Origin of the sequence: Olsenella sp. An285, from assembly GCF_002159625.1 — a bacterium.
Taxonomy (GTDB): domain Bacteria; phylum Actinomycetota; class Coriobacteriia; order Coriobacteriales; family Atopobiaceae; genus Thermophilibacter; species Thermophilibacter avicola.
The window spans coordinates 18,232-40,904 of the sequence record NZ_NFIZ01000008.1; the positions used below are offsets into that span (position 1 = coordinate 18,232).

19 protein-coding genes are annotated in these 22,673 nt (G+C 63.0%); 14 read left to right on the plus strand and 5 right to left on the minus strand.

Annotation, left to right across the window (positions count from 1 at the left end; genetic code table 11):
* The first annotated feature begins 2 nt into the window (after positions 1–2).
* The 9 genes from B5F79_RS06550 (at position 3) to B5F79_RS06585 (ending at position 9,848) form a co-directional block, all read left to right on the plus strand.
* Positions 3–1,835, plus strand: a complete 1,833-nt coding sequence (locus B5F79_RS06550) for an ABC transporter ATP-binding protein (protein WP_206391062.1) — start codon at positions 3–5, stop codon at positions 1,833–1,835.
* The gene (locus B5F79_RS06555) at positions 1,829–2,671 is read left to right on the plus strand and encodes a hypothetical protein (RefSeq protein WP_087219141.1); all 843 of its coding nucleotides are present in this window, start codon (positions 1,829–1,831) and stop codon (positions 2,669–2,671) included. Before B5F79_RS06550 ends, B5F79_RS06555 begins: the two co-directional genes overlap by 7 nt.
* Positions 2,668–4,035: a polysaccharide biosynthesis tyrosine autokinase gene (locus tag B5F79_RS06560; protein WP_087219144.1), complete on the plus strand. Its 1,368-nt coding sequence runs from the start codon at positions 2,668–2,670 to the stop codon at positions 4,033–4,035. Before B5F79_RS06555 ends, B5F79_RS06560 begins: the two co-directional genes overlap by 4 nt.
* Positions 4,036–4,061: 26 nt before the next feature.
* Positions 4,062–5,606, plus strand: coding sequence for a polysaccharide biosynthesis tyrosine autokinase (locus B5F79_RS06565; RefSeq protein ID WP_087219147.1), 1,545 nt, complete (start codon positions 4,062–4,064; stop codon positions 5,604–5,606).
* A 78-nt stretch (positions 5,607–5,684) separates the two neighbouring features.
* Complete coding sequence (locus B5F79_RS06570) at positions 5,685–6,647, plus strand: glycosyltransferase family 2 protein (RefSeq protein WP_087219150.1); 963 nt, start codon at positions 5,685–5,687, stop codon at positions 6,645–6,647.
* Complete coding sequence (locus tag B5F79_RS10850) at positions 6,637–8,199, plus strand: lipopolysaccharide biosynthesis protein (RefSeq protein ID WP_143786263.1); 1,563 nt, start codon at positions 6,637–6,639, stop codon at positions 8,197–8,199. The genes B5F79_RS06570 and B5F79_RS10850 overlap by 11 nt, the downstream gene beginning before the upstream one ends.
* A 95-nt stretch (positions 8,200–8,294) precedes the next feature.
* Positions 8,295–9,020 carry a tyrosine-protein phosphatase gene (locus tag B5F79_RS06575; protein ID WP_087219153.1) on the plus strand — a complete coding sequence of 242 codons (726 nt, stop codon included), beginning with the start codon at positions 8,295–8,297 and terminating at the stop codon, positions 9,018–9,020.
* A gap of 125 nt (positions 9,021–9,145) precedes the next feature.
* A complete protein-coding gene (locus tag B5F79_RS06580; protein ID WP_087219156.1) occupies positions 9,146–9,436 on the plus strand; it encodes a type II toxin-antitoxin system Phd/YefM family antitoxin in 291 nt (96 codons plus the stop codon).
* Positions 9,429–9,848, plus strand: a complete 420-nt coding sequence (locus B5F79_RS06585) for a PIN domain-containing protein (RefSeq protein WP_087219159.1) — start codon at positions 9,429–9,431, stop codon at positions 9,846–9,848. The genes B5F79_RS06580 and B5F79_RS06585 overlap by 8 nt, the downstream gene beginning before the upstream one ends.
* Before the next feature lie 59 nt (positions 9,849–9,907).
* Here B5F79_RS06585 and B5F79_RS06590 read toward each other — a convergent pair whose 3' ends face one another.
* The 5 genes from B5F79_RS06590 to yaaA all read right to left on the minus strand — a co-directional run bounded on the left by B5F79_RS06590 (position 9,908) and on the right by yaaA (position 14,944).
* Positions 9,908–10,216 carry a type II toxin-antitoxin system RelE/ParE family toxin gene (locus B5F79_RS06590; protein ID WP_087219162.1) on the minus strand — a complete coding sequence of 103 codons (309 nt, stop codon included), beginning with the start codon at positions 10,214–10,216 and terminating at the stop codon, positions 9,908–9,910.
* Complete coding sequence (locus tag B5F79_RS06595; protein ID WP_206391064.1) at positions 10,216–10,515, minus strand: type II toxin-antitoxin system RelB/DinJ family antitoxin; 300 nt, start codon at positions 10,513–10,515, stop codon at positions 10,216–10,218. Before B5F79_RS06595 ends, B5F79_RS06590 begins: the two co-directional genes overlap by 1 nt.
* A gap of 347 nt (positions 10,516–10,862) precedes the next feature.
* Positions 10,863–11,951, minus strand: a complete 1,089-nt coding sequence (locus B5F79_RS06600; protein WP_087219165.1) for a DUF871 domain-containing protein — start codon at positions 11,949–11,951, stop codon at positions 10,863–10,865.
* 71 nt (positions 11,952–12,022) lie between these two features.
* Positions 12,023–13,645 carry a TerB N-terminal domain-containing protein gene (locus B5F79_RS06605; protein ID WP_241147267.1) on the minus strand — a complete coding sequence of 541 codons (1,623 nt, stop codon included), beginning with the start codon at positions 13,643–13,645 and terminating at the stop codon, positions 12,023–12,025.
* Between the two features lie 546 nt (positions 13,646–14,191).
* Complete coding sequence (gene yaaA / locus B5F79_RS06610; protein WP_087219171.1) at positions 14,192–14,944, minus strand: peroxide stress protein YaaA; 753 nt, start codon at positions 14,942–14,944, stop codon at positions 14,192–14,194.
* Positions 14,945–15,022: 78 nt separating this feature from the next.
* Between yaaA and B5F79_RS06615 the strand changes: the two genes are divergently transcribed.
* The 5 genes from B5F79_RS06615 to B5F79_RS06635 all read left to right on the plus strand — a co-directional run bounded on the left by B5F79_RS06615 (position 15,023) and on the right by B5F79_RS06635 (position 22,550).
* A complete protein-coding gene (locus B5F79_RS06615; protein ID WP_087219350.1) occupies positions 15,023–15,880 on the plus strand; it encodes a spermidine synthase in 858 nt (285 codons plus the stop codon).
* A 119-nt stretch (positions 15,881–15,999) separates the two neighbouring features.
* Complete coding sequence (gene htpG / locus B5F79_RS06620; RefSeq protein WP_087219173.1) at positions 16,000–18,024, plus strand: molecular chaperone HtpG; 2,025 nt, start codon at positions 16,000–16,002, stop codon at positions 18,022–18,024.
* A 297-nt stretch (positions 18,025–18,321) separates the two neighbouring features.
* On the plus strand, positions 18,322–19,713 hold the full coding sequence (locus B5F79_RS06625; RefSeq protein ID WP_158094860.1) for a CHAD domain-containing protein: 1,392 nt from the start codon (positions 18,322–18,324) through the stop codon (positions 19,711–19,713).
* Between the two features lie 3 nt (positions 19,714–19,716).
* A complete protein-coding gene (gene fumC / locus B5F79_RS06630; protein WP_241147268.1) occupies positions 19,717–21,138 on the plus strand; it encodes a class II fumarate hydratase in 1,422 nt (473 codons plus the stop codon).
* Positions 21,139–21,266: 128 nt separating this feature from the next.
* On the plus strand, positions 21,267–22,550 hold the full coding sequence (locus tag B5F79_RS06635) for an O-acetylhomoserine aminocarboxypropyltransferase/cysteine synthase family protein (protein ID WP_087219179.1): 1,284 nt from the start codon (positions 21,267–21,269) through the stop codon (positions 22,548–22,550).
* Positions 22,551–22,673: the final 123 nt, after the last annotated feature.

The window sequence follows — 22,673 nt, forward strand, 5'->3', positions numbered from 1 at the left end:
ACATGAAGTATCTGATCGCCTACATACGCCGTGTTGCCCGCCGCATACGCGAGGGCAAGCTGCAGGAGCTGTTTTCCCAGCTCATGTGGATAGGGCACTACATCAAGATGTTCTGGCTGCCCATCGGCGGATACACGCTGCTCAACATGACCGGTTCCGCCCTGGGGCTGCTGACCACCATGGCATCGCGGACCCTCGTCGACAGCGTCACGGGGCACGATAGCGGCATGCTCGGCCTCGCTGCGGCGGCGTACGTGGGCGTCGGCGTGGGCCAGATCTTCGTCTCGGCCATCCGCAGTCGTATGTCCCTTCGGATCAACCTGCACATCTCGCAGGGCATTCGCCTGGACATCTTCGACCAGGTGATCCAGGCGGACTGGGAGGCCATGTCCGCGTACCGCCCCGGCGACATCCAGTATCGCCTGGGCGGGGACGTGATGATGGTCATCAACAACGTGCTCACCTTCATCCCAAGCCTCATGTCCATGCTCGTGAGCTTTGGCGGCGCCTTCGTGGTCATGATGCAGAACGACCCTGCCATGGCGGCCATCGCCCTCTGCGGTGCGCCCGTCTCGCTGCTGGTTTCTCGCTACAACATCATCAAGATGCGCGAGTATCAGAAGAAGAACCAGGAGTTTGCCAGCCAGAACGTCTCCTTCAACCAGGAGCTCTTCCAGAACCTGCAGACCATCAAGGCGTTTGGCCTGGTCGATACCTTCACCGGGCGCTACCGCGAGCAGCAGCGGGAGTCGGTGCGCATCCAGCTGGATCGTAACAAGTACCAGCAGCTTGGCAACATCCTCACCTCACTTGTGGGGCAGGCAATCGGCTACGCGTGCTATGGGTTTGCCATCTACCGGCTCTGGCAGGGGCAGATCAGCTACGGCACCATGACCATGCTGGTGGGCATGGCGGGATCGTTGCGCTCGTCCTTCTCGTCTGTGGTCAATCTGGTGCCCAGCGCGCTGCGTGCCTGCGTGAGCGCTGGCCGAGTCATGGAGATCACCGAGCTTCCGCGAGAGACGGCGGTGGAGACGACCAGGCTTAGGCGGATGTTCGAGCGTGCCCGCGAGACGGGCGTGCTGGTGGATATGCATGGCGTCACCGCCGCCTACGCGGAGGGCAAGGCGGTCTACGAGGGCGCGGAGTTTCGCGCGGCACCAGGGGAGATTGTTGGCCTGGTGGGTCCCTCGGGTCTGGGCAAGACAACAACCCTCAAGCTGCTGCTGGGTCTTCTTCACCCCCGTGCAGGGCAGGTGAGCGTGAGCTGCGGGGACGAGGGGCCCGAACAGGTCTCTGCCGCAACGCGGAGGCTCTTCAGTTACATCCCGCAGGGCAACACGCTCTTCAGCGGAACCATCGCAGACAACGTGCGCCTCATGCGTCCGGATGCCTCCGACGAGGAGGTGGAGCGGGCGCTCAGGGCCGCCTGCGCCTGGGACTTTGTGAGCGAGCTGGAGGACGGGCCCGACACCGTTGTCCGGGACAACGCGCAACGTCTCTCCGAGGGGCAGAAGCAGCGCATCTCCATCGCACGTGCCGTGTTGGCGGACGCCCCGGTGCTGCTTCTGGACGAGGTGACGAGTGCCTTGGACGTTGCCACCGAGCGCCGCGTGCTGCGGCAGATCGTGAGTCACAATCCGCGGCGCACCGTCATCGTGACTGCCCACAGGCCAAGCGTCTTTGAGCAGTGCACGCGCGTGTATCTGATCGACGACGGCAGGTTCGAGGAGATTGACGAGGGACGGCTGCGTGAGTTTCTCGGCGAGGATACCCCGAGGTCTCTGGGCTCTGGATCGGCGAGCCAGAAAGGCGAGAGGAACGATTCATGCTGAAACTGCTGAGGAGGGTGGCTCTGGCGGCGCTGGCGCTGGCTGTTGCGGTGTTCGTGTTTGCCGAGGTGCGGGAGCTGGTTTCTCGTGACGACACGATGCCCAGCATCTCCGCCGATAGCGACTCCATCGACATAACCTGTGAATACACGACGGAGCAGCTCACGGAGGGCGTCACGGCGTCGGATGCCAGAGACGGTGACCTCACCAGCCAGGTGCTGGTGGGCAGCTTCACCCGCTTCATCCAGCCCGGCGTCTGCGACTTGAGCTACGTGGTGTTTGACTCCGCGGGGAACATGGCCACGACGAGCCGCAGGGTTCGCTTCATGGACTACCACTCCCCGCGCTTCTCGCTTTCAGCGCCATTGGTCTTCTCTGAGGGCTCCACTACCAACGCTGATGTCCAAGGGATGTTCTCTGCCGCGGACATGCTGGATGGCGACCTTACGGATTGGGTCACCTACGGCGGGACTGATGCCTCCTACGACACCCCTGGTGATTACTCCATCACCATGGAGGTCACGAACAGCTTTGGCGACACGGCAAGCTATGCGTTTCCCATACACGTCTACGAGCGCGGATCGCAGAACCTTTTCATCGAGCTGACCGAGCCTTTGGCATATGTGGTTCAGGGAGACGGCTTTGACCCGCTGGCATACGTCGCAAGCGTCACCGATGCCTCGGGCGGGGGCTATGATCCGGCTCAGCTGCAGGTGAGCTCAAACGTGGACACCTCCACCCCGGGGATCTACGAGGTCCACTATCAGATGGGCGGCGCCGAGGACGTGCCGTACGGCCAGATGTGGCTGACCGTCATCGTGGAGGGGGCGTTGTCATGAGCAGGGGAGGAGTGGTTCTTGACGGCGTTACGGTGCGCGAGGCGGCACGCCAGGTGGCCCAGAACTGGTGGGTGGTGCTGGCTCTTGCGCTGGCGACCTTCCTGGGCATGACGGGCGTGGGGAAGCTGACCTACGTTCCCGAGTACACCTCCGCCGCGACGCTGGTGATTCGCGTGAAGGGGGCGGACGCCTACTCGTCCCTTGCCCAGGCGAGCCAGATGACGGCGGTCTACAGCGAGGTGTTCCAGAGCTCGGCGCTGAGAAACGAGATATCCGCGAGCGTGGGCGAGCCCGTGGAGGGAAGCGTGTCCTGCTCGCAGGTGTCCGGCACCAACCTGCTCACGCTAAGCGTCACCTCGCCCACGCCTCGGCAGGCATACCTGTTCATCCAGTCTGCCCTCCAGAACTACGAGCGGGTGTCTGGCTACGTGTTCTCCAACGCAACGCTGCAGCTCGTGCAGGAGCCATCCGTGCCGGAGAGCCCCTCGAACACGTCACCGCTCATTGCGTACCGCTACCTTGGCGCCGCGATTGCGGCACTTGGCGCCGTGGCGCTCATAGCCCTGATCTACCTGCTGCGCAATACCGTCAAGACGGCGGAGCAGGCGTCCGACCTCCTGGACGGAAGGGTGCTCGGGACGGTCCCGTTTGAGCGCAAGCGCGTGGTCAGGGGCGGTGACGAGAGGTCCGTTCCGGCGCTGGTGCTGTCCTCGCCCCTGGTGAGCATGGGCTTTGCCGAGGCAAACCGCCGCACCGCGACGCGCCTCGAGGCGCACCTGCGCTCGGGAGGCTTCAAGACCGTGCTGGTTGCGAGCGTGGAGGAGAACGAGGGAAAGTCCACGGTCGCCGCAAACCTGGCAGCCGCCCTGGCCGAGCGCGGCAGGCGGGTGCTGCTGATCGACGGCGACTTTAGAAAACCCGCGCAGCGGCGCATCTTTGACGAGCAGAACCTCGAGCGCCCGTCCTTCTCGGACTACGTGCTCGAGGACGGCGTGGCGGGCGTGGGCCCGGTGCTGAACGGGCGAAGCGGCGTCTACGAGCTCTTCCAGTACAAGGCGCTGCGTGATCCCATGGCGGTGTTTAGCGGCGAGAGGCTTGCAGATGTGATGGCGGAGCTGAGCGAGCGGTTCGACTACATCTTCGTGGACTGCTCGCCCGTCGCCGCGGCGGCGGATGCGGAGCTCTGGATGCGCCAGGTGGACACCGTCGTCCTGGTGGTGCGCCAGGACATGACCGACGTGCGCGTCATCAACGACACGGTGGACGTTGCATGGAAGAGCGCCGGGGACTTCTCGGGGTTTGTGCTCAACGCCTTCCAGGGTGAGTGGTCCCTGACCCATGGCCGGGGCTACAGCGCGTACTGAGGCAAGGGAATCTAGTGGGAGCGGATATGAACGACAGAAGGTACGGTCTCGACCTCTCGCCCGTGCGAGATGAGGAGCAGGGGCTGGACATGGCAGAGCTTGCCAGCAACTATCTTCGCATTGCCCGGCGGATGTGGTGGCTGTTCCTTGCGTGCGTTGCAATCGGGGTCGGCTGTCTGTATGTTGCGAGCTACGTGAGCTATACGCCGCTCTATCGCAGCGAGGCGACCTTTACCATCACGTCTGGCGACGGCAGCAGCCTGTATAGCTCCGTGAGCTCGGCGAGCCAGCTCTCCAAGACGTTCCCGTACGTTCTGGACAGCAGTTACTTCAGAGGCGTGCTCGAGGATGCACTGGGCACTGACTCGCTTGACGGCACCATCGAGGCGCAGACCATTGATAACTCCAACATGGTCACCATGTGGGTCGATAGCGCCTCCCCAGAGAACGCGCGCGCCATTCTGGAGAAGGCGCTCGAGGTGTATCCGGAGGTCTCCCGATTTGTGCTGGGCAACATTGCCTTCAACCTTATTGACGAGATTTCAACCCCTGCAACTCCGGTGAATGAGCCGAGCCAGAGCAGAATCTGGGGATTTGGGGTGATGGGCGGCATATGCACTGCGGCGCTTGTGGTTGGCCTGATTGCCCTCTTCAACAATACGATTAAGACGGCAGAGGACCTGGAGAGCGTCTCCAGCATGGTGTGCCTGGGGGCGCTGCCCGAGGTTCGTGCCAAGGCACGTAAGAGGAGCGCTGCGAGCAGGTACGTCTCCGCGCTGGACAAGCGCGTCTCGCATGGGTTCAGGGAGAGTGCGCGGGCGATGGGTGCGCGCGTTCGTGACGCTCTGTCGGAGCGCGGAGCAAAGGTGGTGCTGGTCACGAGCAGCATTGCCGGCGAGGGCAAGTCAACGGTTGCCATCAACCTGGCCGAGCAGCTTGCGCAGGACGGGAGCAGGGTGCTGCTGGTCGACATGGACCTGCGCAGCCAAGGGGATGGCGCGCTGCTGGGGTGCGGGGCGAGCCATGGCCCGGCAGAGGTGCTCGAGGATTCCGGTCTTGGTGTGGATGACTGCATCGTCTTGCTCGAGGAGAGCGGCATTGGCTTCTGGGGCGGTGCCGGGCCTGTTCAGAACCCCGTTGAGGTGCTGAGTGACGAGAGGCTGCCGTCGCTGTTTGATGGGCTGCGGGGGCAGTGGGACTACATCGTCCTAGATGCCTCCCCATGTGGCATGTTCCAAGATGCGGCGATGCTCGCCAACTGGGTGGATGAGGTGCTGTTTGTGGTCCGGTTTGACAAGGTGGGCCGCCACAACGTTCAGGATGCCCTGTCCATGTTGGATGGCGAGAGGGCGTCCGTGCTGGGTTATGTCTTGAATGGCTGCCCGCAGACCGCAGGAAGCTATGGGTATGGGTATGGCCGCTATGGCTACGGGAAGTACGGGTATGGATCGTACGGGGACGGGTATGGCGGGCTGGCGGATGAGGTTGACGAGGGAGTTAAGCCCGTCGTTGAGCCCGAGATTGTTGAGGAAGAGGTTGTGCCGCCGCGCGGGAAGCACTTTAGAGTATAGGCTCAAGGGCTCTCGCCTTAGGTGGCATAACTTCAAAAGCCGAATCTTATTGAATGCGACATGTGGTAGGAAGCAGCTATGAAACACACTTCGGACTACCCTCTCATCTCAGTGATAATACCTGTATACAATAAAGAGAAATTTATAAATGATTGTATTGGGAGCGTTGTGTGTCAGACATACCGCACTATCGAGATAGTGCTCATTGACGATGGGTCAACTGATGCATCTGGAACAATTTGCGATGAATGGTCCCTGAATGACCCTAGAGTAAAAGTAATCCACACTAAGAACAACGGCGTGTCGGCAGCGCGGAATACGGGGCTTAAGCTTTCAGAGGGTCAATTCGTCATGTTCGTAGACGCGGATGACACGATGAAGCCCAACGCAATTGAAACCATGTATCACGGCGTTGCCGCAGGCGAGCTGGATATGTGGACATCGTATTTTGATATAGAGCTCTGGGAGTGGTGCGGCGGAAATTATAGCAAGTACCTTATGAACCAAAGGAAGACGGCTGTTTGGGGATATATTTTCAAATCAGATATTGCTAAAACAAGCAGTTTTCCAGAAGAGATCAGCAATAACGAAGATTTCGTATACCTATATCGCATTAGTAGGCTAACAAATAAAGTATCAGGAACTTATATACCTGATGACAATGTGTACAGATACAATCAATCCGACGAACAGTCCCTGTGCAAGCAGACTTCAATCAGTCGGGTAAATTCCACCCTACGTGCGGTGCGATACGTTGAAGAGAGCACCCCAAGCAACCTAAGAGCGGATTTCGAGCTGTACGCCTTCAATATGTATCTATACGTACTATCAAACTGTCCTTATGAAAAAGCTGGTGATGAGGCTCTCATTATGAGCAAGAAGGACATGGGGAGATACATGAGAGGGCACTTTATTCAATGGCTGAATTACCCGAAACGGAGTTTAGGCATAGGTGTAGTTAAGGCGGCATTTTGCGCCCTTATCCCGTCTGCCTATTCAGCACTGGTCTCTACAATTAAAGGAGCCAGTAATGGGAAATAGAGCAGTAAGAGCCTGGTACAACATAAGTACAGGGATGTTGTACAAAATACTGATGTTGGCTCTTTCGTTTGCGGTCCGCACTGTATTTACCTGGACCCTCGGGCTTGAATACCTTGGCCTGAACTCTTTGTTTACGGCAGTTCTTAACGTGTTAAACCTGGCCGAGCTTGGCTTTGCGGGTGCGCTTGTTGTCAGCATGTATGAGCCATTTGCAAAACACGAGGTAGGCAAGGTCAATGCACTGCTTAGAATCTATAAAATTGCCTATAGGATAATAGGTACAATTATTATTGTAGTTGGTGTTGGGATAACGCCATTAATACCGAGCCTCATATCGGGAAGCTATCCTCGAGAAATCGATTTAAGCTTGGTGTATTGGATTAACTTGGGTGGCGTTGCGGTAGGATACTTTGCTTTCGCATATAAGTCTTGTTTGCTAACCGTAGCCCAACGTAACGACATTGGAAATATCGTACATATTGCTCTAATGCTGGTCCAATATCTTGTTCAGTTCATTTTCCTATTTGTATTCAAAAGTTATTATCTCTATATTATTGTTTTGCCAGTAATTAATCTATTGTACAATTTAATTACGGCATATATTGCAACAAAAATGTATCCAGAGTATCTCTGTGTTGGCAAGGTTTCAAAGGACGAACTAAAAGATATAAAAAAGAAAATTATTGGACTAGCGCTAAACAAAGTTTCATACTCTCTCTGCAATGGGCTTGATAGCATCATTATTTCGATGTTCATCGGTTTGATCGCATTGGGAAAATACAATCTCTATTACTACATTTATGCTGCAATAAATGCGATTCTCTTTGCAGCGATTTCATCGGTAACATCAACGGTGGGCAATTCCATGGCCCTCGTCAGCGCAGATAGCAATAGGCTTGCATTCGAAAAGATTGACTTTGTCTGGAGATGGGTTCTCGTCGTTATTTCTGCCTGCCTCATTAGTACTTATCAGCCATTTATTGAACTATGGCAAGGCAGCAATGCATTATTTGATGATATGACGATGACAGTATTCTGTATATATTTCTATGTACAGCATTGTATTATGCCCGTGCAGTTATATAAGGATGCTGCTGGACTATGGTGGGAGGACCGATGGAGGGTCCTTCTTGAGGGGCTATTCAATTTAGCAATTAATCTGCTTCTCGTCAGGACTTTCGGCATTATTGGCGTACTGTTATCAACAATTTTAACTATGCTCGTTGTTTCTCTCCCCTGGCAGTCTCAAGTTCTGTTTAGGCATTATTTTCATACAAGTTTGGGGAGGTATGTGCTTGCCCAGGCACGTGGATTCGCTCTTGCGATTGTGATGTGTGCCGTTACATTTTATCTATCGGAGCTGCTGTTCAGCAGCCTGCTTCTTTTCCCTGCGTTTATCTGCAAAGCGCTGTTTTCATTCGTTTTTTCGAATGTTGCTCTATATTGTGTTTATAAGAACAACCCGTCATTTCTTGAAGCAAAACATTTTGTAATTAATGTCATAAACTCTGTTGGAAATCAGCACATAAAAACAGGCTCTTCGTCTCACTGAGAGACGATGTGGTGAGGGAATGCGCGCGGCATTTTGGTGATTGATTATGTAGCCAGCAAGAAATCGTCGCGGCTACGGGCCACGGGGAGATGCTGATGAGGAACTCGATCGACATCCACTGCCATATACTGCCGGGCCTTGATGACGGGGCGGAAACGCTTGAGGATGCCATCCGGATGGCACGAGTTGCGGCGGGCTCTGGCGTGAGCCACGTTGTGTGCACGCCGCACTGCTCGGCCAGCGATCGAAACCTTCCATCGCGCATCGAGAGGATTCGTCGCTGCGTGGACGCTCTTGGAGGCGAGCTCGGTAGGCTGGGGATTCCGCTGACGCTCCATGCGGGCATGGAGCTTCTCTGTGACGGAGGCCTGGCTCGGGCGCTGGAGCGTGGGGAGGTCCTCACGCTTGCGGGGTCGAGGTGCCTGCTCATCGAGTTTCGATTTGATGTGAGGGTAGCGGCAATCGAGCGTGCGGCTGCCGAGGTGAAGCGGGCGGGCTACGTTCCGGTGCTGGCGCACCCGGAACGTTATCCGGTGGTCTGGGAGACCCCGGAGTGCATGGAGATTTGGGCCAGCGAGGGCTATCTCCTCCAGCTAGACAAGGACAGCGTCCTCGGGCGCTTTGGTCGGCGTTGTGCATCGGTCTCGCGCTGGGCCCTGAGCAGGGGGCTTGTCTTTGCGATCGCCAGTGACGCCCATGGTACGAGGGGACGGACCCCCGAGATGCGCGCGGTGTGGAGTGCCATTGAGAGGGAGTTTGGTCCCGCGCTGCGCAGACGGCTGATGGATAACGGCATGTCTGTCCTTCGTGATTTCGGATGATGTGAGCGCGTCCCGCCTGGCGAGTCTGACGAGGGCTACCTCCATGTTCTTCTCGGCACTTGACCTGTTCTCTTCTTAGATGTGGCTACAGTTCTATATAATGTAGCTACGTTGAAGGAGGGAATATGTCAGAGGCGCTCGAGGCGGTAGGAGTCCGTGAGGCAAAGAACCGGTTCAGCGAGTTGACGGCGCTGGTCAACCAGACGGGTGCCGAGCTCGTCGTGCTCAAGAACAGCAGGCCCTGGGTCGTCATTCAACCCGCAGACGCCGCTGCAGAGGACCGTCGTACCCGCCTGGATAGGTTGCGCGCGCTGACCAGACGCATCGAGAAGGATGTTGCCAACGAGCCGGAGTGGGAGTCGGCCGTTTCCGATCGCGACCTGCTCGACGACGAGAGGGTGAGGCGCTTTGGCTAGGGTTGTGCTGGACACCAACATCATCCTCGACTATCTGAGTGCCAAGCGCGAACACCATGGTGATGCTGTTCGGCTTCTTGAAGCGCTGCTCTCGTCTGATGACAAGACCCCGGTTATTCTGGCGGCGGGCATCAAGGATGTGTACTACATTCTCTGCCGTCATTATCACGACGAGCCGCTTGTGCGCTCTCGGCTTGATGACTTCCGGGCCCTCATGGACGTTGCCGATCTTACTGGCACCGTGCTCGACGGCGCGTTCTCGTCCGAAGAGCCGGACCTGGAGGACGGAATCGTCCGAGCTACCGCAGAGCTCCTTGGTGCCGAGGCCATCGTCACGCGCGACTCGTCAGCGTACCGGGGGTCGAGCGTTCCTGCGATGGACGCGCGGGCGTACTGCGAGGGTCTGGGGTAGGGCCGTCTGGAGGTCGCGGGCTCTTCTCGTTTTGTGATGAGCATCTGGCCGCAACTCACTTATTTCTGAGGTCCCTGGAACAGCTCCGAGTGGCTTCCCATACGCACGAAGCGTATCTCTGGATTTGTCTTATGGGGAAGATAGAGCACATTCACGTCTACGATTCCATCGGAGAGGTGGAAGTCGATGTGGACGTTGTAGTTCTCGTCTGGATTGCTGAGCTTGTGAGCCCCGTATGACTCGGGAAGAGTGCCGCTTGCCGCGAGCTCTCGCATGGCAGTGAGGAATTCGTCTTTTATGAATGGGTGGCGGCGAATTACCCGGAGATAGTCAGGCTTGAAGGCAGAGTCGAATTTGATGGTGTACATCAGCGGCCCTCGAGATACGCCATGGCGTCCTCGATGCTGCTGAACGACGAATCGTCATCGGGGATGATGCCGGCGGACTTTGCTTCTGCGCGCAGCATCGCCAGGCGCGTCTCCTCGTTGGGCACGTCACGTTTTGCAACGAGCTCAAAGGGAACTCGGCGCTGGTTTACCAGCTGGCGAAGGGCAAGTGTGAGGTAGGCGTTCAGTCCAAGGCCAATCGAATCGAGGATGGCGACTGCCTCGGACTTGAGGCTCTCGTCAAAACGTACGGTCGTTGGCTTCATTGTGGTTGCGGACATGGTCGCTCCCTTCTCCAAGATTAGCGTGATTATACCTACTGACATCGATGTGATGCGTATTAACGTCATAATAGCGTTAATAAACAGCTATATGCATGAGGTGCACGGCGAGCGAGCTGCTCTGTGGGTTCTTACGCCCGCGGGAGGGGAAGAACTGGGCTCAAGTCTCTGAATCTGGCTTTTTGGCCCCGGTTGTTACGGTCTCGGGAGTGTAGGAACGGGGCGGAGACGAGGCAGGGGCGGGGGCGAAGGGCCAAATGGCGCCGGCAGAACTCGGCGGTATGGGACAGTGGGGACGGAGCGGTGACAAACCCTCCGTCCCCACGTCACGTTCTTATCGCTCGTTCTTATCGCTCGGTGAAGCGGAACTTGGACCAGGGCTTGATGAAGGGCAGCAGGACGAGCTCCTCGGGGACGATGCGGCCCACGCGGTTCTTGCGCGCGTCGCGGTGCGGCTCGAGGACCACCTGCAGCTCGTTCTTGTAGTTGCCGAAGTCGTCGTTGCCCACGACGATGTCGCCGGGCTGGAGCTCGACGTCATTGTCGTGCGGCGGGTTGGCCTCGCCGCGGTACTTGACGCGCACCTCGGTGGATCGGATCACGCGGGCGGAGATGTCGCCGCGGCGCTCGTGCTGCTCGTCCAGGACGATGGCGCGCTCGAGCTCGCTCGCGCCGGGCTCGAGCTCCACGGCAAAGCGGGTCTGGTAGCGGTCGACGGAGCCCACGGCGGCGAGCTCGGTCTCGGAGGCGTAGGCGTTGCCGATGATGACGTCGTCGATGAGGCCGGTGGCAAAGAGGTGCTTGGCCGCCACGTCGGCCGGCATGTGGCGGTGCATCTCGAGCGTGGGCAGGCCGTCGTTGACGGGCCAGGGGCCGAGCGTGCCCTGGGCGCAGGAGACGAAGGCGGCGGTGCGCAGGCCCTTCTCCTTGAAGCGGCGCGAGCAGCTCACGAAGAAGTCGTAGGGGAGTCCCGTGCCCTCCTGCGGGTAGAAGTTGTGGCAGCCATAGAGGAAGGGCTGGTTGGCCTGGTAGGAGAGGATGTTGTCGACGTAGGCGACGTCGCTGCTCATGTTGAGCTCGATGGCAAGGCCGTAGGGGTTGTAGGTGAGCAGCGCCTCGCGGCGGCCGTCGAAGCCGGTGTCCAGGCGGATGCCGTCCGCGCCGAGCTCGTGGAAGAAGCCGAGGTCGTCGTAGGAGACGCCCAGCTCGTCGAAGATGTTGGGGGCGACGTCGAGCACGACCTCGTAGCCCAGGCCGTGCGCGAAGGCGATGATGTCCCGGAACTTTGCCACCGCGGCGTCGCGGCCGCCCGCGACCTCGAGCATGCTCATGAAGATGCGCTCGAAGCCGTGGCGCGCGGCGAGCTCGAGGTAGGCGCGGTCCTGCGCGGGGTCGCTGTGGTCGGGGTAGATAGAGATGCCGAGCTTTCTCCTCATGATGCCTCCTCGGGCGCTCCGGCGCGCTGACGCCTGGTTGCGTGACGTGTTACGCCACCATCATAGCGGGCTCACGCGAGGGCGGAGCGCACGTCCTCGGCGTAGTCCTCGATGAGCTGCGGGACGCCGGCGTCGGAGAACTCCAGCACGGTGTCGCCCACGAGGTCGAAGAGCTTCTCGTTGATCGAGTCCACGAGGAGGTCGGGCGAGGCGGCTTCTGGGGCGCGGCCGGAGAGCAGGTCCTCGAGGAGGGCGAGCTCGTCTGGCGCGAGGCCGAGCGGCGCGTTCTTCTTGGCCTCTATTGGTGCGGGGGCCCTCTCCTCCGCGGCTTGGGTGGGTGGCTCGACCGGCGTGACGGGCTCTGCGACGGGAGCGGCGGGCTCGATTTCCGGAGCCGGCGACGGCGCTGGCTGGTCCTCGCGCTCCTCGTCCACGAGCAGGGCCTCGCGCGTGGTTGCCGCGGCGGAGCGAATGCCCGCGAGCTTGGAGAGGTCTATCTCCACCCGGACCGGCGCGTGCGCCTCTCTCCATGCCAGATAGTCCTTGACCTCGCGTTCTATGAGCTGCACGAGGTACTTGGGATCCGCCCGGTCCTTGAGGGGGTGCGGGTAGTCGAGCGCGACGCGCAGCTGGCGGTCCACGGCGCGGAGGATCTGGCCGAGCTTTGAGCTGCGGCCGCCCCCGTCGTGGAGCGAGGTGCAGGTCCAGATGCCGGACTGGCAGACGAAGCGGCACGTCTCGTCCAGCTCGTAGGTGCAGTCGGGGTGGCGAGCGCCGGGGTAGAACACCGCGGACGCGAACATGAGGTAGGGGAGCGCGCTCGCCCTCCCGAAAAGGCTCTCCACGAGGCCCTGCCTCCGGCTTCCCTGGTAGTAGTGGGCGAGCCTGGCAAAGACGGCGCAGGTCACGCTGCGAAGGGCGTCCGGGTCGTCGCGGTAGAGGCGAGACTCGAGCGGGCGGTACGTCGAGAGCGCGTCGAGCGCGGCGAGGAGCTCCTCCTCGGCGTCCGGGTTCGCGCCGAAGGCGTAGGGCTCGCGGCGGCGCCCCCTCTGGGCGGGGCGGCTCAGCGCGAGGCTCTCCGCCCTCTCGAGCCTGGCCACGGCTCTGTTGTGGTCGGTGCTCGCGTAGGGTTGGGCGAGCGCGGGGTCGAGCCCGTGGTAGACGGCGTAGTCGACGAGCCACGTACGAGCGTAGCGGTCCATGGCGGGCTCGAACTCGCGGTAGCTCTGCCAGAAGGACTCGATGGCGCGAAAGGCGGGTACCCCCGGATCCGTGCCTATGCCGTTGAGGAGCTCGTAGAGGTAGACGTAGGCAAAGGACGTGGACGTCCTCTCCACGGAGCCGCGCCGGACGTTGGCGCGCCAGGTGAAGTAGCCCCTGAGCTGGTGGTTGTCCATGGCGTTGTAGGTGGGGAAGTAGCTCTGGAACGTCCCGCCGTAGGGGCAGTCGTCTTCGTAGCCCTCCATGAGGCGGGCCTGCTCCACAAAGAGCCGCGCGTCCGTCCAGCCGCGGGCCTCCGGCCCGCGGGCGAGCGCGCGCATCCGGCGGATGGGCTCGGGGAGGTAGCTCGCGAGCTGCGAGCCGCGCATGAGGATGGGCTCGCTGCCGTAGACCTTGGAGGTGGAGAAGGCGCGGCCGGCCTTAGCGCGGGTCGCCGCGATGATCTGCTCGATGAGCCGGTCGACGTCTGCCACGCTGCCCTCCTCTCGCCTCTCCATCTCTCCTAGCATCATACCCGTGCGCCCTGCCGCGGCCCGTCCGGGTGCGTCCTCGCGAGATGATTGACTGTGGCCGCTGCAGATAACGCCTTCGGGTCAGTAAGACCGGCCCTCCGCCTGCAAAACCGCCCTTCGGGCCGGTGGAAATCGGGGGCTTTGGAGGGCTTCCCTCAATGGCATAGTGGCGTTATGCCTGTTGTAGATATCAAAGTATCAAGCAAATTGGCATCAGTGGCAAAAAACCACCGGCCCGAAGGGCGGTTTTGCAGGCGGAGGGCAAAGCCACCGGCCCGAAGGGCGGTTTTGCAGCTGCGTGGGCTGCGAGGTTTGCCCGCTCGTGCGATGCACTTTTGCCTTCCGAGTTGAGGCCGCTCTCCTTCCCGCCAAAGAAACCCCAGATGAATTCCTTTCGGAAGGGCTTGGCAGCGGAGTCGAGACGCAAAATCACATCGCACGAAAGGCAAAACCTCGCAGCGGGCCCCGCCGACCTCGCACGAGCGGGCAAACTGCGCGTCTGGTCAGCTACTCCCGCACGAAGACGAGCGTCGCGGCGTCGGAGCGCCCCTCGTCGAGCGTGTAGCCGCGCTCGCGGAAGCCGCGCAGCTCGTCCGGCCCCTTGACGCCGTGCTCCGCGCACCAGCGTATGAAGGTGCCGCGTGCGGCCTTGGCCTCGGTCGCGGGCTGGCGCAGGCGTCCGTCTCGCAGAACGCCGAAGAGACAGGTCAGGATCTGCGGCCCTCCCTCGCGCACGAATGGTGTGACGGCGCGCGCGTACTCGACGGAGGCAACGTTGACTATGAGGTCGCACTCTGCGGCAAGCGCCTCGTAGAGGGAGTCGCCCCAGAACCCATAGAGGTCGCGCGCGCCGCCCGCGGCAAGGCGAGCCTGCATCTCAAGGCGGTAGGGCACCACGGCGTCCAGGGGCCGCAGCACGCCGTAGAGCCCGGAGAGGATGCGCAGGTGCTCGTCCAACCAGGCGAGCTCCCCCTCGCTCATGACCTCGGGCGCCATGTGCGTGTACTGGATGCCCTCGTAGGCTATGACGGCCGCGGTGTCGCCACGGGTGAGGTCCATGGTGCGGACGCGCTCGTAGTTGAGGTCCGCGAGCCGGTCGCTGCACCTCCAGAGCGTCTGGGCCTCGTCTCGAGTGAGCGCCTTCAGCTCCTCCACGAGCCTCTGGGCGCGCGGGAGGAACGCGGGCTCGCGCACCGGCCAGGGCGGGGCGTCCACGACGCGCATCTTCTTTGCGGGCGAGGTTATGATCCGAAGTCGCATGTGTCCTCCTCTGACTCCACATCGTAGCAGCTGGGTATCATTGACGGCGAGCCAGGGAGGTGAGGCGCGTTGAGCAAGATGAGGTTGCCCCAGGGGAGGGGCTGGGCCGTCGCGGCGGGGATCGTCGGCGCCGCGGCCGCGGCCGTCGCCGGATGGGCGTGGGCCGTGCGCCCGCACGTCGTGCGCTGCTCGTCCGGCCTCGCGCTCGTCTACACCACGCGCGACTCCTCGGGGGCCCGCGTGCGCGTGCTGCGCACCGGCGGCGTCTACCAGTCCGCCACGTACCTCGGGGATCGACGGATGGAACCCGTCTTCGAGTACTACCGCGCGTTCGCCCGCCTCTTCGAGGCGCGCCCCGCGGCCGCTCGCGTGCTGGCCATCGGGGGCGGTGGCTTCGCGTTTCCCAAGCTGGTGGCGGCCGAGCACCCGGGCGTCAGAACGGACGTCGTGGAGATAGACCCCGCCGTCATCCGCATCGCGCGCCGCTGGTTCTTCCTGGACGAGGCGGTGGCGCTCGCCCGAGCGGGCGGCGGCGACCTGCGCGTCATCTGCGAGGACGGCCGCGCCTTCTTGGGCCGCTGCGAGGGCACCTATGACGCCGTGGTCATCGACGCCTTCGTTGGCGCGGAGCCCGTGAGGGAGCTCGCCACGAGGGAGGCCATGCGCGCCGCGCGCGGCGCCCTCGCCCCGGGCGGCGTGCTCCTGGCCAACGTGGTCTCGCGCGAGGGAGGCTCGGACGTGAGCTTCCTCCGCTCCGTCGTTGCCACGGCGCTCACGACCTTCGGTTGCGTCGAGGTCGTCCCCGCAACGGACGACGAGCACGCGGAGGAGGACAACTACCTCGTCATCGCCTCCGACGGACCCATAGGCCTCTCGGGGGCCATCTCCTACGACGCGGACTTCTTGGGCGAGGTTCTCCTGGACGACGCCGGCTGACGGGCAGGGGTGACAGTTGGACCTGAGGAAACTGTCATATCTAAGCGCGTGCGACTGAGATTATCTAAAAAGGGGTAGACTCCCTTTCGTTCAACAACCCGCACGAAAGGGAGCGTCGCATGCGCAAGTTCAAGACAGAGAGCAAGAAGCTGCTCGACCTCATGATCAACTCCATCTACACCAACCGCGAGATCTTCCTGCGCGAGCTGGTGTCCAACGCCTCGGACGCCATCGACAAGCTCTACCTCAAGAGCCTCACGGACAGCTCCGTGCAGGTGGACCAGGCCAACCTCGCCATCAACGTGGCCTTTGACAAGGACGCTCGCACCATCACCGTCCAGGACAACGGCATCGGCATGACCGAGGCCGAGCTCGAGGAGAACCTCGGCACCATCGCCCACTCCGGCTCCGAGGCCTTCAAGGAGGAGAACGCCGAGGCCCAGGGTGACGCGGTGGACATCATCGGCCGCTTTGGCGTGGGCTTCTACTCTGCCTTCATGGTCGCGCGCGAGGTCTCCGTCATCAGCCGCGCCTGGGGCTCCGACGACTGCTTCCGCTGGACCTCCGACGGCGTCGAGGGCTACACGATCGAGCCCGTCCCCGCCGACGACCCCGCCTACCGCGACGCCTGCGGCACCACCATCGTCCTCACGCTCAAGGAGAACACCGAGGACGCCTCCTACGACGAGTTCCTGAGCGAGTGGAAGCTCCGCGAGCTCATCCGCCGCTACAGCAACTACGTGCGCTATCCCGTGCAGATGCTCGTGACCAAGAGCCGCGAGAAGGAGAAGCCCGCGGACGCCGGCGACGACTACAAGCCGGAGTGGGAGGAGTACACCGAGCTCGAGACCATCAACTCGATGACCCCCATCTGGAAGAAGCGCGCCTCCGAGGTCACCGACGAGGAGTACGCCGAGTTCTACAAGTCCACCTTCCACGACTGGGCGGACCCCGCGCGCACCTTCTCCCTGCACGCCGAGGGCACGCTCGAGTACGACGCCCTGCTCTTCGTCCCCGGCCAGGCGCCCTTCGACCTCTACAGCCGCGACTACGAGAAGGGCCTCGAGCTCTACAGCTCCAACGTCCTCATCATGGAGAAGTGCGCCGACCTGCTGCCCGACTACTACAACTTCGTCCGCGGCGTCGTTGACTCCTCCGACGTCTCCCTCAACATCTCGCGCGAGACGCTCCAGCAGACTCGCCAGCTCCAGGCCATGGCGCGCCGCATAGAGAAGAAGATCACCTCCGAGCTCGAGGCCATGCGCGACAACGACCGCGAGACCTACGAGAAGTTCTTCGAGAACTTCGGTCGCGGCCTCAAGTACGGCATCTACTCCAGCTACGGCATGAAGAAGGACGAGCTCGCCGGGCTGCTCCTCTTCTGGAGCGCGCGCGAGCAGAAGATGGTCACGCTGCAGGAGTACGTGGCCGCCATGCCCGCGGGCCAGAAGGCCATCTACTACGCCGCCGGCGACGACCGCGAGCGCCTGTCCAAGATGCCCGTCGTGGAGGCCGTGCTCGCCAAGGGCTACGACGTCCTTCTCTGCACGCAGGACGTGGACGAGTTCTGCTTCCAGGCCATGCGCGACTTCACGGCCAAGGGCCTGCCCAAGACCTACGAGGACGACGCCGCGCGCGAGGCGGCGGAGAAGGCCGTTGCCGACGGCGCCGAGCCCGAGGTCGAGGATCGCACCGTCGAGCTCAAGAACGTGACCTCCGGCGACCTTGACCTGGCCACCGACGAGGAGAAGAAGGAGGCCGAGGAGGCCACCAAGGCCAACGAGGGCCTGTTCGGCGCCATGAAGGACGCGCTGGGTGAGAAGGTCGAGAAGGTCGCGGTGTCCACGCGCCTGGCGGCCGACGGCGCCCCGGCCGTGATCACCTCCGAGGGTCCGCTCTCGCTTGAGATGGAGAAGGTCCTGGCCGCCGGCCCCGAGGCCGGTGAGGCCCCCAAGGCCGTGCGCGTGCTCGAGGTCAACGCCAAGCACCCCGTCTTCGAGAAGCTCCGCGCCGCGCAGGACGCCGGCGACGCCGAGAAGGTCAAGCTCTACGCCGGCCTGCTCTACAACCAGGCCCTGCTCGTCGAGGGCATCCTGCCCGAGGACCCCGTGGCCTTTGCCAGCCAGGTCTGCGAGCTGATGTAGGCTTCTGCCGGCGAGTACGCCGGGACGCGCAACCGCGAGCCGCGAGCCGCGAGGGTATGCGCACCCCTTTTGAGGGTGTGTACACCTCGCGGCTCGCTCGTTCTTCTCGGCAGCTCGTCTACCAGCGAAAACGCGGAGTGCTTCTGGTGGTGAGTGTACATACCCTCAGCGCGGGGTGCGCATACCCTCGGTCGGGCAGCGCAAGGCCTCGCCCGTGGGGCGTTTTCAGCTTGGGCTACCGCTCCCCGCAGCCGAGCTTTCGGCGAGCGGTAAATTGCTATGCTCAAGAATCGGTGGGTGGCCAGAACGACGATCGGGGGACTCATGGTCAAGACGCTGGTGCTCGTTCGACATGGCGCTCCGGAGGCTACGTCGGCCTCCGGCTCGGACATGGACCGCAGGCTCACTACCGCAGGCGCCCGCGCGCTCAGGGTTTCGTACCCGCGCACGTTTGCCCTGCTGGGAGATGACGCCCGGCTGGCCATCTGGAGCAGCCCCGCCGTGCGCGCGCTCGAGACGGCTGACGTCGTCGCGGCCGCGACGGGCGTCGAGGACATCGAGGTCCACCAGTCCCTCTACACGCAGGACATCTCCGCGTTCATGACCGAGCTCGACGCCTGCGAGCTCCCGTGCGTCGTGGCCGTGGGGCACGCGCCCTTCGTCGACCACCTCGCCACGCGCCTGCTGGGCACGTGCCCTCCCTTTGGCAAGGGCACGGCCGTGGCCATCGACCTTCCCAGCGGCTTCTCCGGCCGCGGCGTCCTGCGCTGGTACGTCACGGGCCCAGAGATCACCTCCTGGGAGGAGCTCGCCGTGGTGGAGCACGCGGTCGCCGGCGCCACGAGCGTCCTTGCCGAGAAGTCCGACGCGTTTCTCGCCAGCCCGGAGAGCGCCGAGGCGCTGCGCCAGTTCCGCATCTCGCTCAGGCGCGTGCGCTCGCTCCTGCAGTTCCTGGCTCCGTGGCAGACCAAGAAGCAGAACCGTCGCTGCGAGCACGTCATCAAGGAGCTGCAGGTCGCGTCCGGCCGCCTGCGCGCGCTCGACATCCTTTCTGACACCGTGGCAGGCCTCGTGGAGAGCGGCGAGCTGGGGGAGAACAGCCTCCTGCCCATGTCCTGCGCCAAGGAGCGCTCGCTCGAGTGCGCCTCGCTGATCACGCTCATGCGCAAGCGCCACTCCGCCAAGGAGCTCAAGAGGGTCTCCAAGGAGCTCGCGCACCACTTCTCCTGGAAGTCCAAGGTCACCGAGCGCGGGCTCACCGCGGACGACTTCCGCTCCCACTTCGATGACGAGTTCAACGCGGTGGACGAGGACCTCTTTGGTCTTGACCTGCGCGACGGCGACGCCGTCTACGTGGCGCGCCGCGACACCAAGGAGATGCACTACGTGGCCGAGCGCCTGGGCGAGGTCCTGGGCCCCGAGCGCGCCCAGATGAGCGAGTACCTCGACGAGATCCAGCGCGAGCTCGGCGCCCTCTCGGACGCGCGCAGCAACAAGCAGCTGGCGGACGAGTGCGCCAAGAGCCCGCGCTTCCGCGGCGTGCGCGCCGATCTTGGCGTGGTCGCGCGCGACCAGGCCGAGGTCGTCTCGGCCATCACCTCGGGCCTCAGGCGCCGCGAGGTCGAGGACCGCGAGACTGGGGACCGCGAGGCAGAGGACCGCGAGGCCGCCGATCCTAAGGAGGAGTAGCGCGTGGGCGAGAAGAACCTGGGGGCCGAGGCCGCAACGATGGGCGCCTGGCGCGTGGAGCGCGACTCGATGGGCGAGATGCGCGTGCCCGCGGAAGCCCTCTGGGGCGCGCAGACCGAGCGCAGCCACGAGAACTTCCCCATTGGCGGCGAGCGCATGCCCGAGGAGGTCGTGCGCGCCTTTGCCATAGTGAAGAAGGCCGCCGCCCGCGCCAACTGGCGCCTGGGGCGCCTGACGCCCGAGGCCTGCGACCTCATCTGTGCCGCCGCGGACGAGGTCCTGGCCGGCCAGCACAAGGACGACTTCCCGCTCGTGGTTTGGCAGACGGGCTCCGGTACGCAGTCCAACATGAACATGAACGAGGTCCTGGCCAACCGCGGAAACCAGATCGCGGCGGAGCGCGGGATCTCGCTCGAGAAGCCGCTCCACCCCAACGACTCGGTGAACATGAGTCAGTCGTCCAACGACACCTTCCCCACGGCCATGCACGTGGCGGCGGCGGTTGCTGTGACCGAGCGTCTGCTGCCCGCGATCGACCAGCTCGTGGCCACCCTGAGGCGCCTGGAGAAGGAGAACGCGGGCGTGGTCAAGAGCGGCCGCACGCACCTTCAGGACGCGGTGCCCATCTCGTTCTCTCAGGAGATCTCCGGCTGGCGCGGGCTTCTCGAGGGGTCGCGCGAGGAGCTCGCGGCCGCGATGCCGGGGCTCTATCGCCTGGCGCTGGGCGGAACCGCGGTGGGCACCGGCCTCAACGCCCCCGAGGGCTTTGACGAGGCCGTGGCCGCCGAGGTGGCCGAGCTCACGGGCCTGCCCTTCGTGACCGACCCCAACAAGTTCCGCGCGCTCACGGGCAAGGACGCGCTCGTGTTCTCCCACGGCGCCGTGAAGGGCCTCGCCGCCAACATGATGAAGATCGCCAATGACGTCCGCTGGCTCGCGAGCGGCCCGCGCCTGGGCCTGGGCGAGATCACCATCCCGGCCAACGAGCCCGGCAGCTCCATCATGCCCGGCAAGGTCAACCCCACGCAGTGCGAGGCCGTGACCATGGTTGCCGTGCAGGTCATGGGAAACGACGCGACCATTGGCATGGCGGCCTCTCAGGGCAACTTCGAGCTCAACGTCTTCATGCCGGTCATCGCCTACAACTACCTGCAGTCCGTTCGCCTGCTCGCGGATGCGATCGTCTCGTTTGACGAGCGCTGCGCGAGTGGCATTACCGCCAACCGCGAGAAGATGGACGAGAACCTCCACCGCTCGCTCATGCTGGTCACGTGCCTCAACCCCCACATCGGCTACGACAACGCCGCGCGCGTTGCCAAGAAGGCCTTCGCCGAGGGGACGTCGCTCAAGGAGGCCTGCGTGGCGCTGGGGCTTCTCACCCCGGAGCGCTTCGACGAGGTCTTCCGTCCCGAGCAGATGTGTTAATTGGGGACAGTCCCTAATTTACAGAAACTGGGATCTGCCAGAAGGGAACAGACCCTCAGATGGGCGCGCCCGGCACGCCTGCTCCCGCCCGCGCGCTATCATGGTTGCACCCTATAGAAAGGACCCTCATGGCAGACCAGACCATCGCGACCCGCTGCGTCCAGGCCGGCTACACGCCCGGTGACGGCGAGCCGCGCCAGATCCCCATCGTCCAGTCCACCACGTTCAAGTACGCCACCTCGGAGCACATGGGCCAGCTCTTTGACCTCGAGGCCTCCGGCTACTTCTACACGCGCCTCCAGAACCCCACCAACGATGCCGTGGCGGCCAAGATCGCCGCGCTCGAGGGCGGCGCCGCGGCCATGCTCACGAGCTCCGGCCAGGCGGCCAACTTCTTCGCGCTCTTCAACATCTGCGAGGCGGGCAGCCACATCGTGGCGAGCTCGGCCATCTACGGCGGCACGTACAACCTCATCGCCCACACCATGGCCAAGATGGGCATCGAGTCCACGTTCGTCTCGCCCGAGTGCACCCCCGAGGAGCTCGAGGCCGCCTTCCGCCCCAACACGCGCGCCGTCTTTGGCGAGACCATCGCCAACCCCGCGCTCGACGTGCTGGACATCGAGCGCTTTGCCACGGCGGCCCACGCCCACGGCGTGCCGCTGATCGTGGACAACACCTTCCCCACGCCTGTCTTCTGCCGCCCGATCGAGTGGGGCGCGGACATCGTGACCCACTCCACCACCAAGTACATGGACGGCCACGGCGTGGGCGTGGGCGGCGCCATCGTGGACTCCGGCAACTTCGACTGGATGGCCCACGCGGACAAGTTCCCCGGCCTCACCACGCCCGACGAGTCCTACCACGGCATCGTCTACGCCGAGAAGTTCGGCCAGGCCGGCGCCTTCATCACCAAGGCCACCTCGCAGCTCATGCGCGACCTCGGCTCCATCCAGAGCCCTCAGAACGCGTTCTACCTCAACATGGGCCTCGAGAGCCTGCACGTGCGCATGCCGCAGCACTTCAAGAACGGCCTCGCCGTGGCGGAGTACCTCGAGAAGAGCGACAAGGTCACGAGCGTGCGCTTCCCGCACCTCCCGTCCGACCCGTACTACGCGCTCGCCCAGAAGTACCTGCCCGAGGGCGGCTCCGGCGTCGTGTCCTTCGAGCTTGCCGGCGGCCGTGCGGCTGCCGAGAAGTTCATGGCGGCCCTGCGCCTCGCCGCGATCGAGACGCACGTGGCGGACGCCCGCACCTGCTGCCTGCACCCGGCCTCCGCGACGCACCGCCAGATGAACGACGAGGAGCTGGCCGCCGCCGGCATCTCGCCCGCGATGGTGCGCTTCTCGTGCGGCCTCGAGGGCACCGAGGACCTCATCGCCGACATCGAGCAGGCGCTCGCCGCGATCTAGGGGGTTGGCCCGGCGGCCCGCCCGACCTATCCCCGTGCTCAGACAGCTTGCTGCGCAAGAACTGCGCGCGGGAATACGTCGGGCGGGCCGCCGGGCCGCCTAGTTCGGGTGGTGCCTTTACCG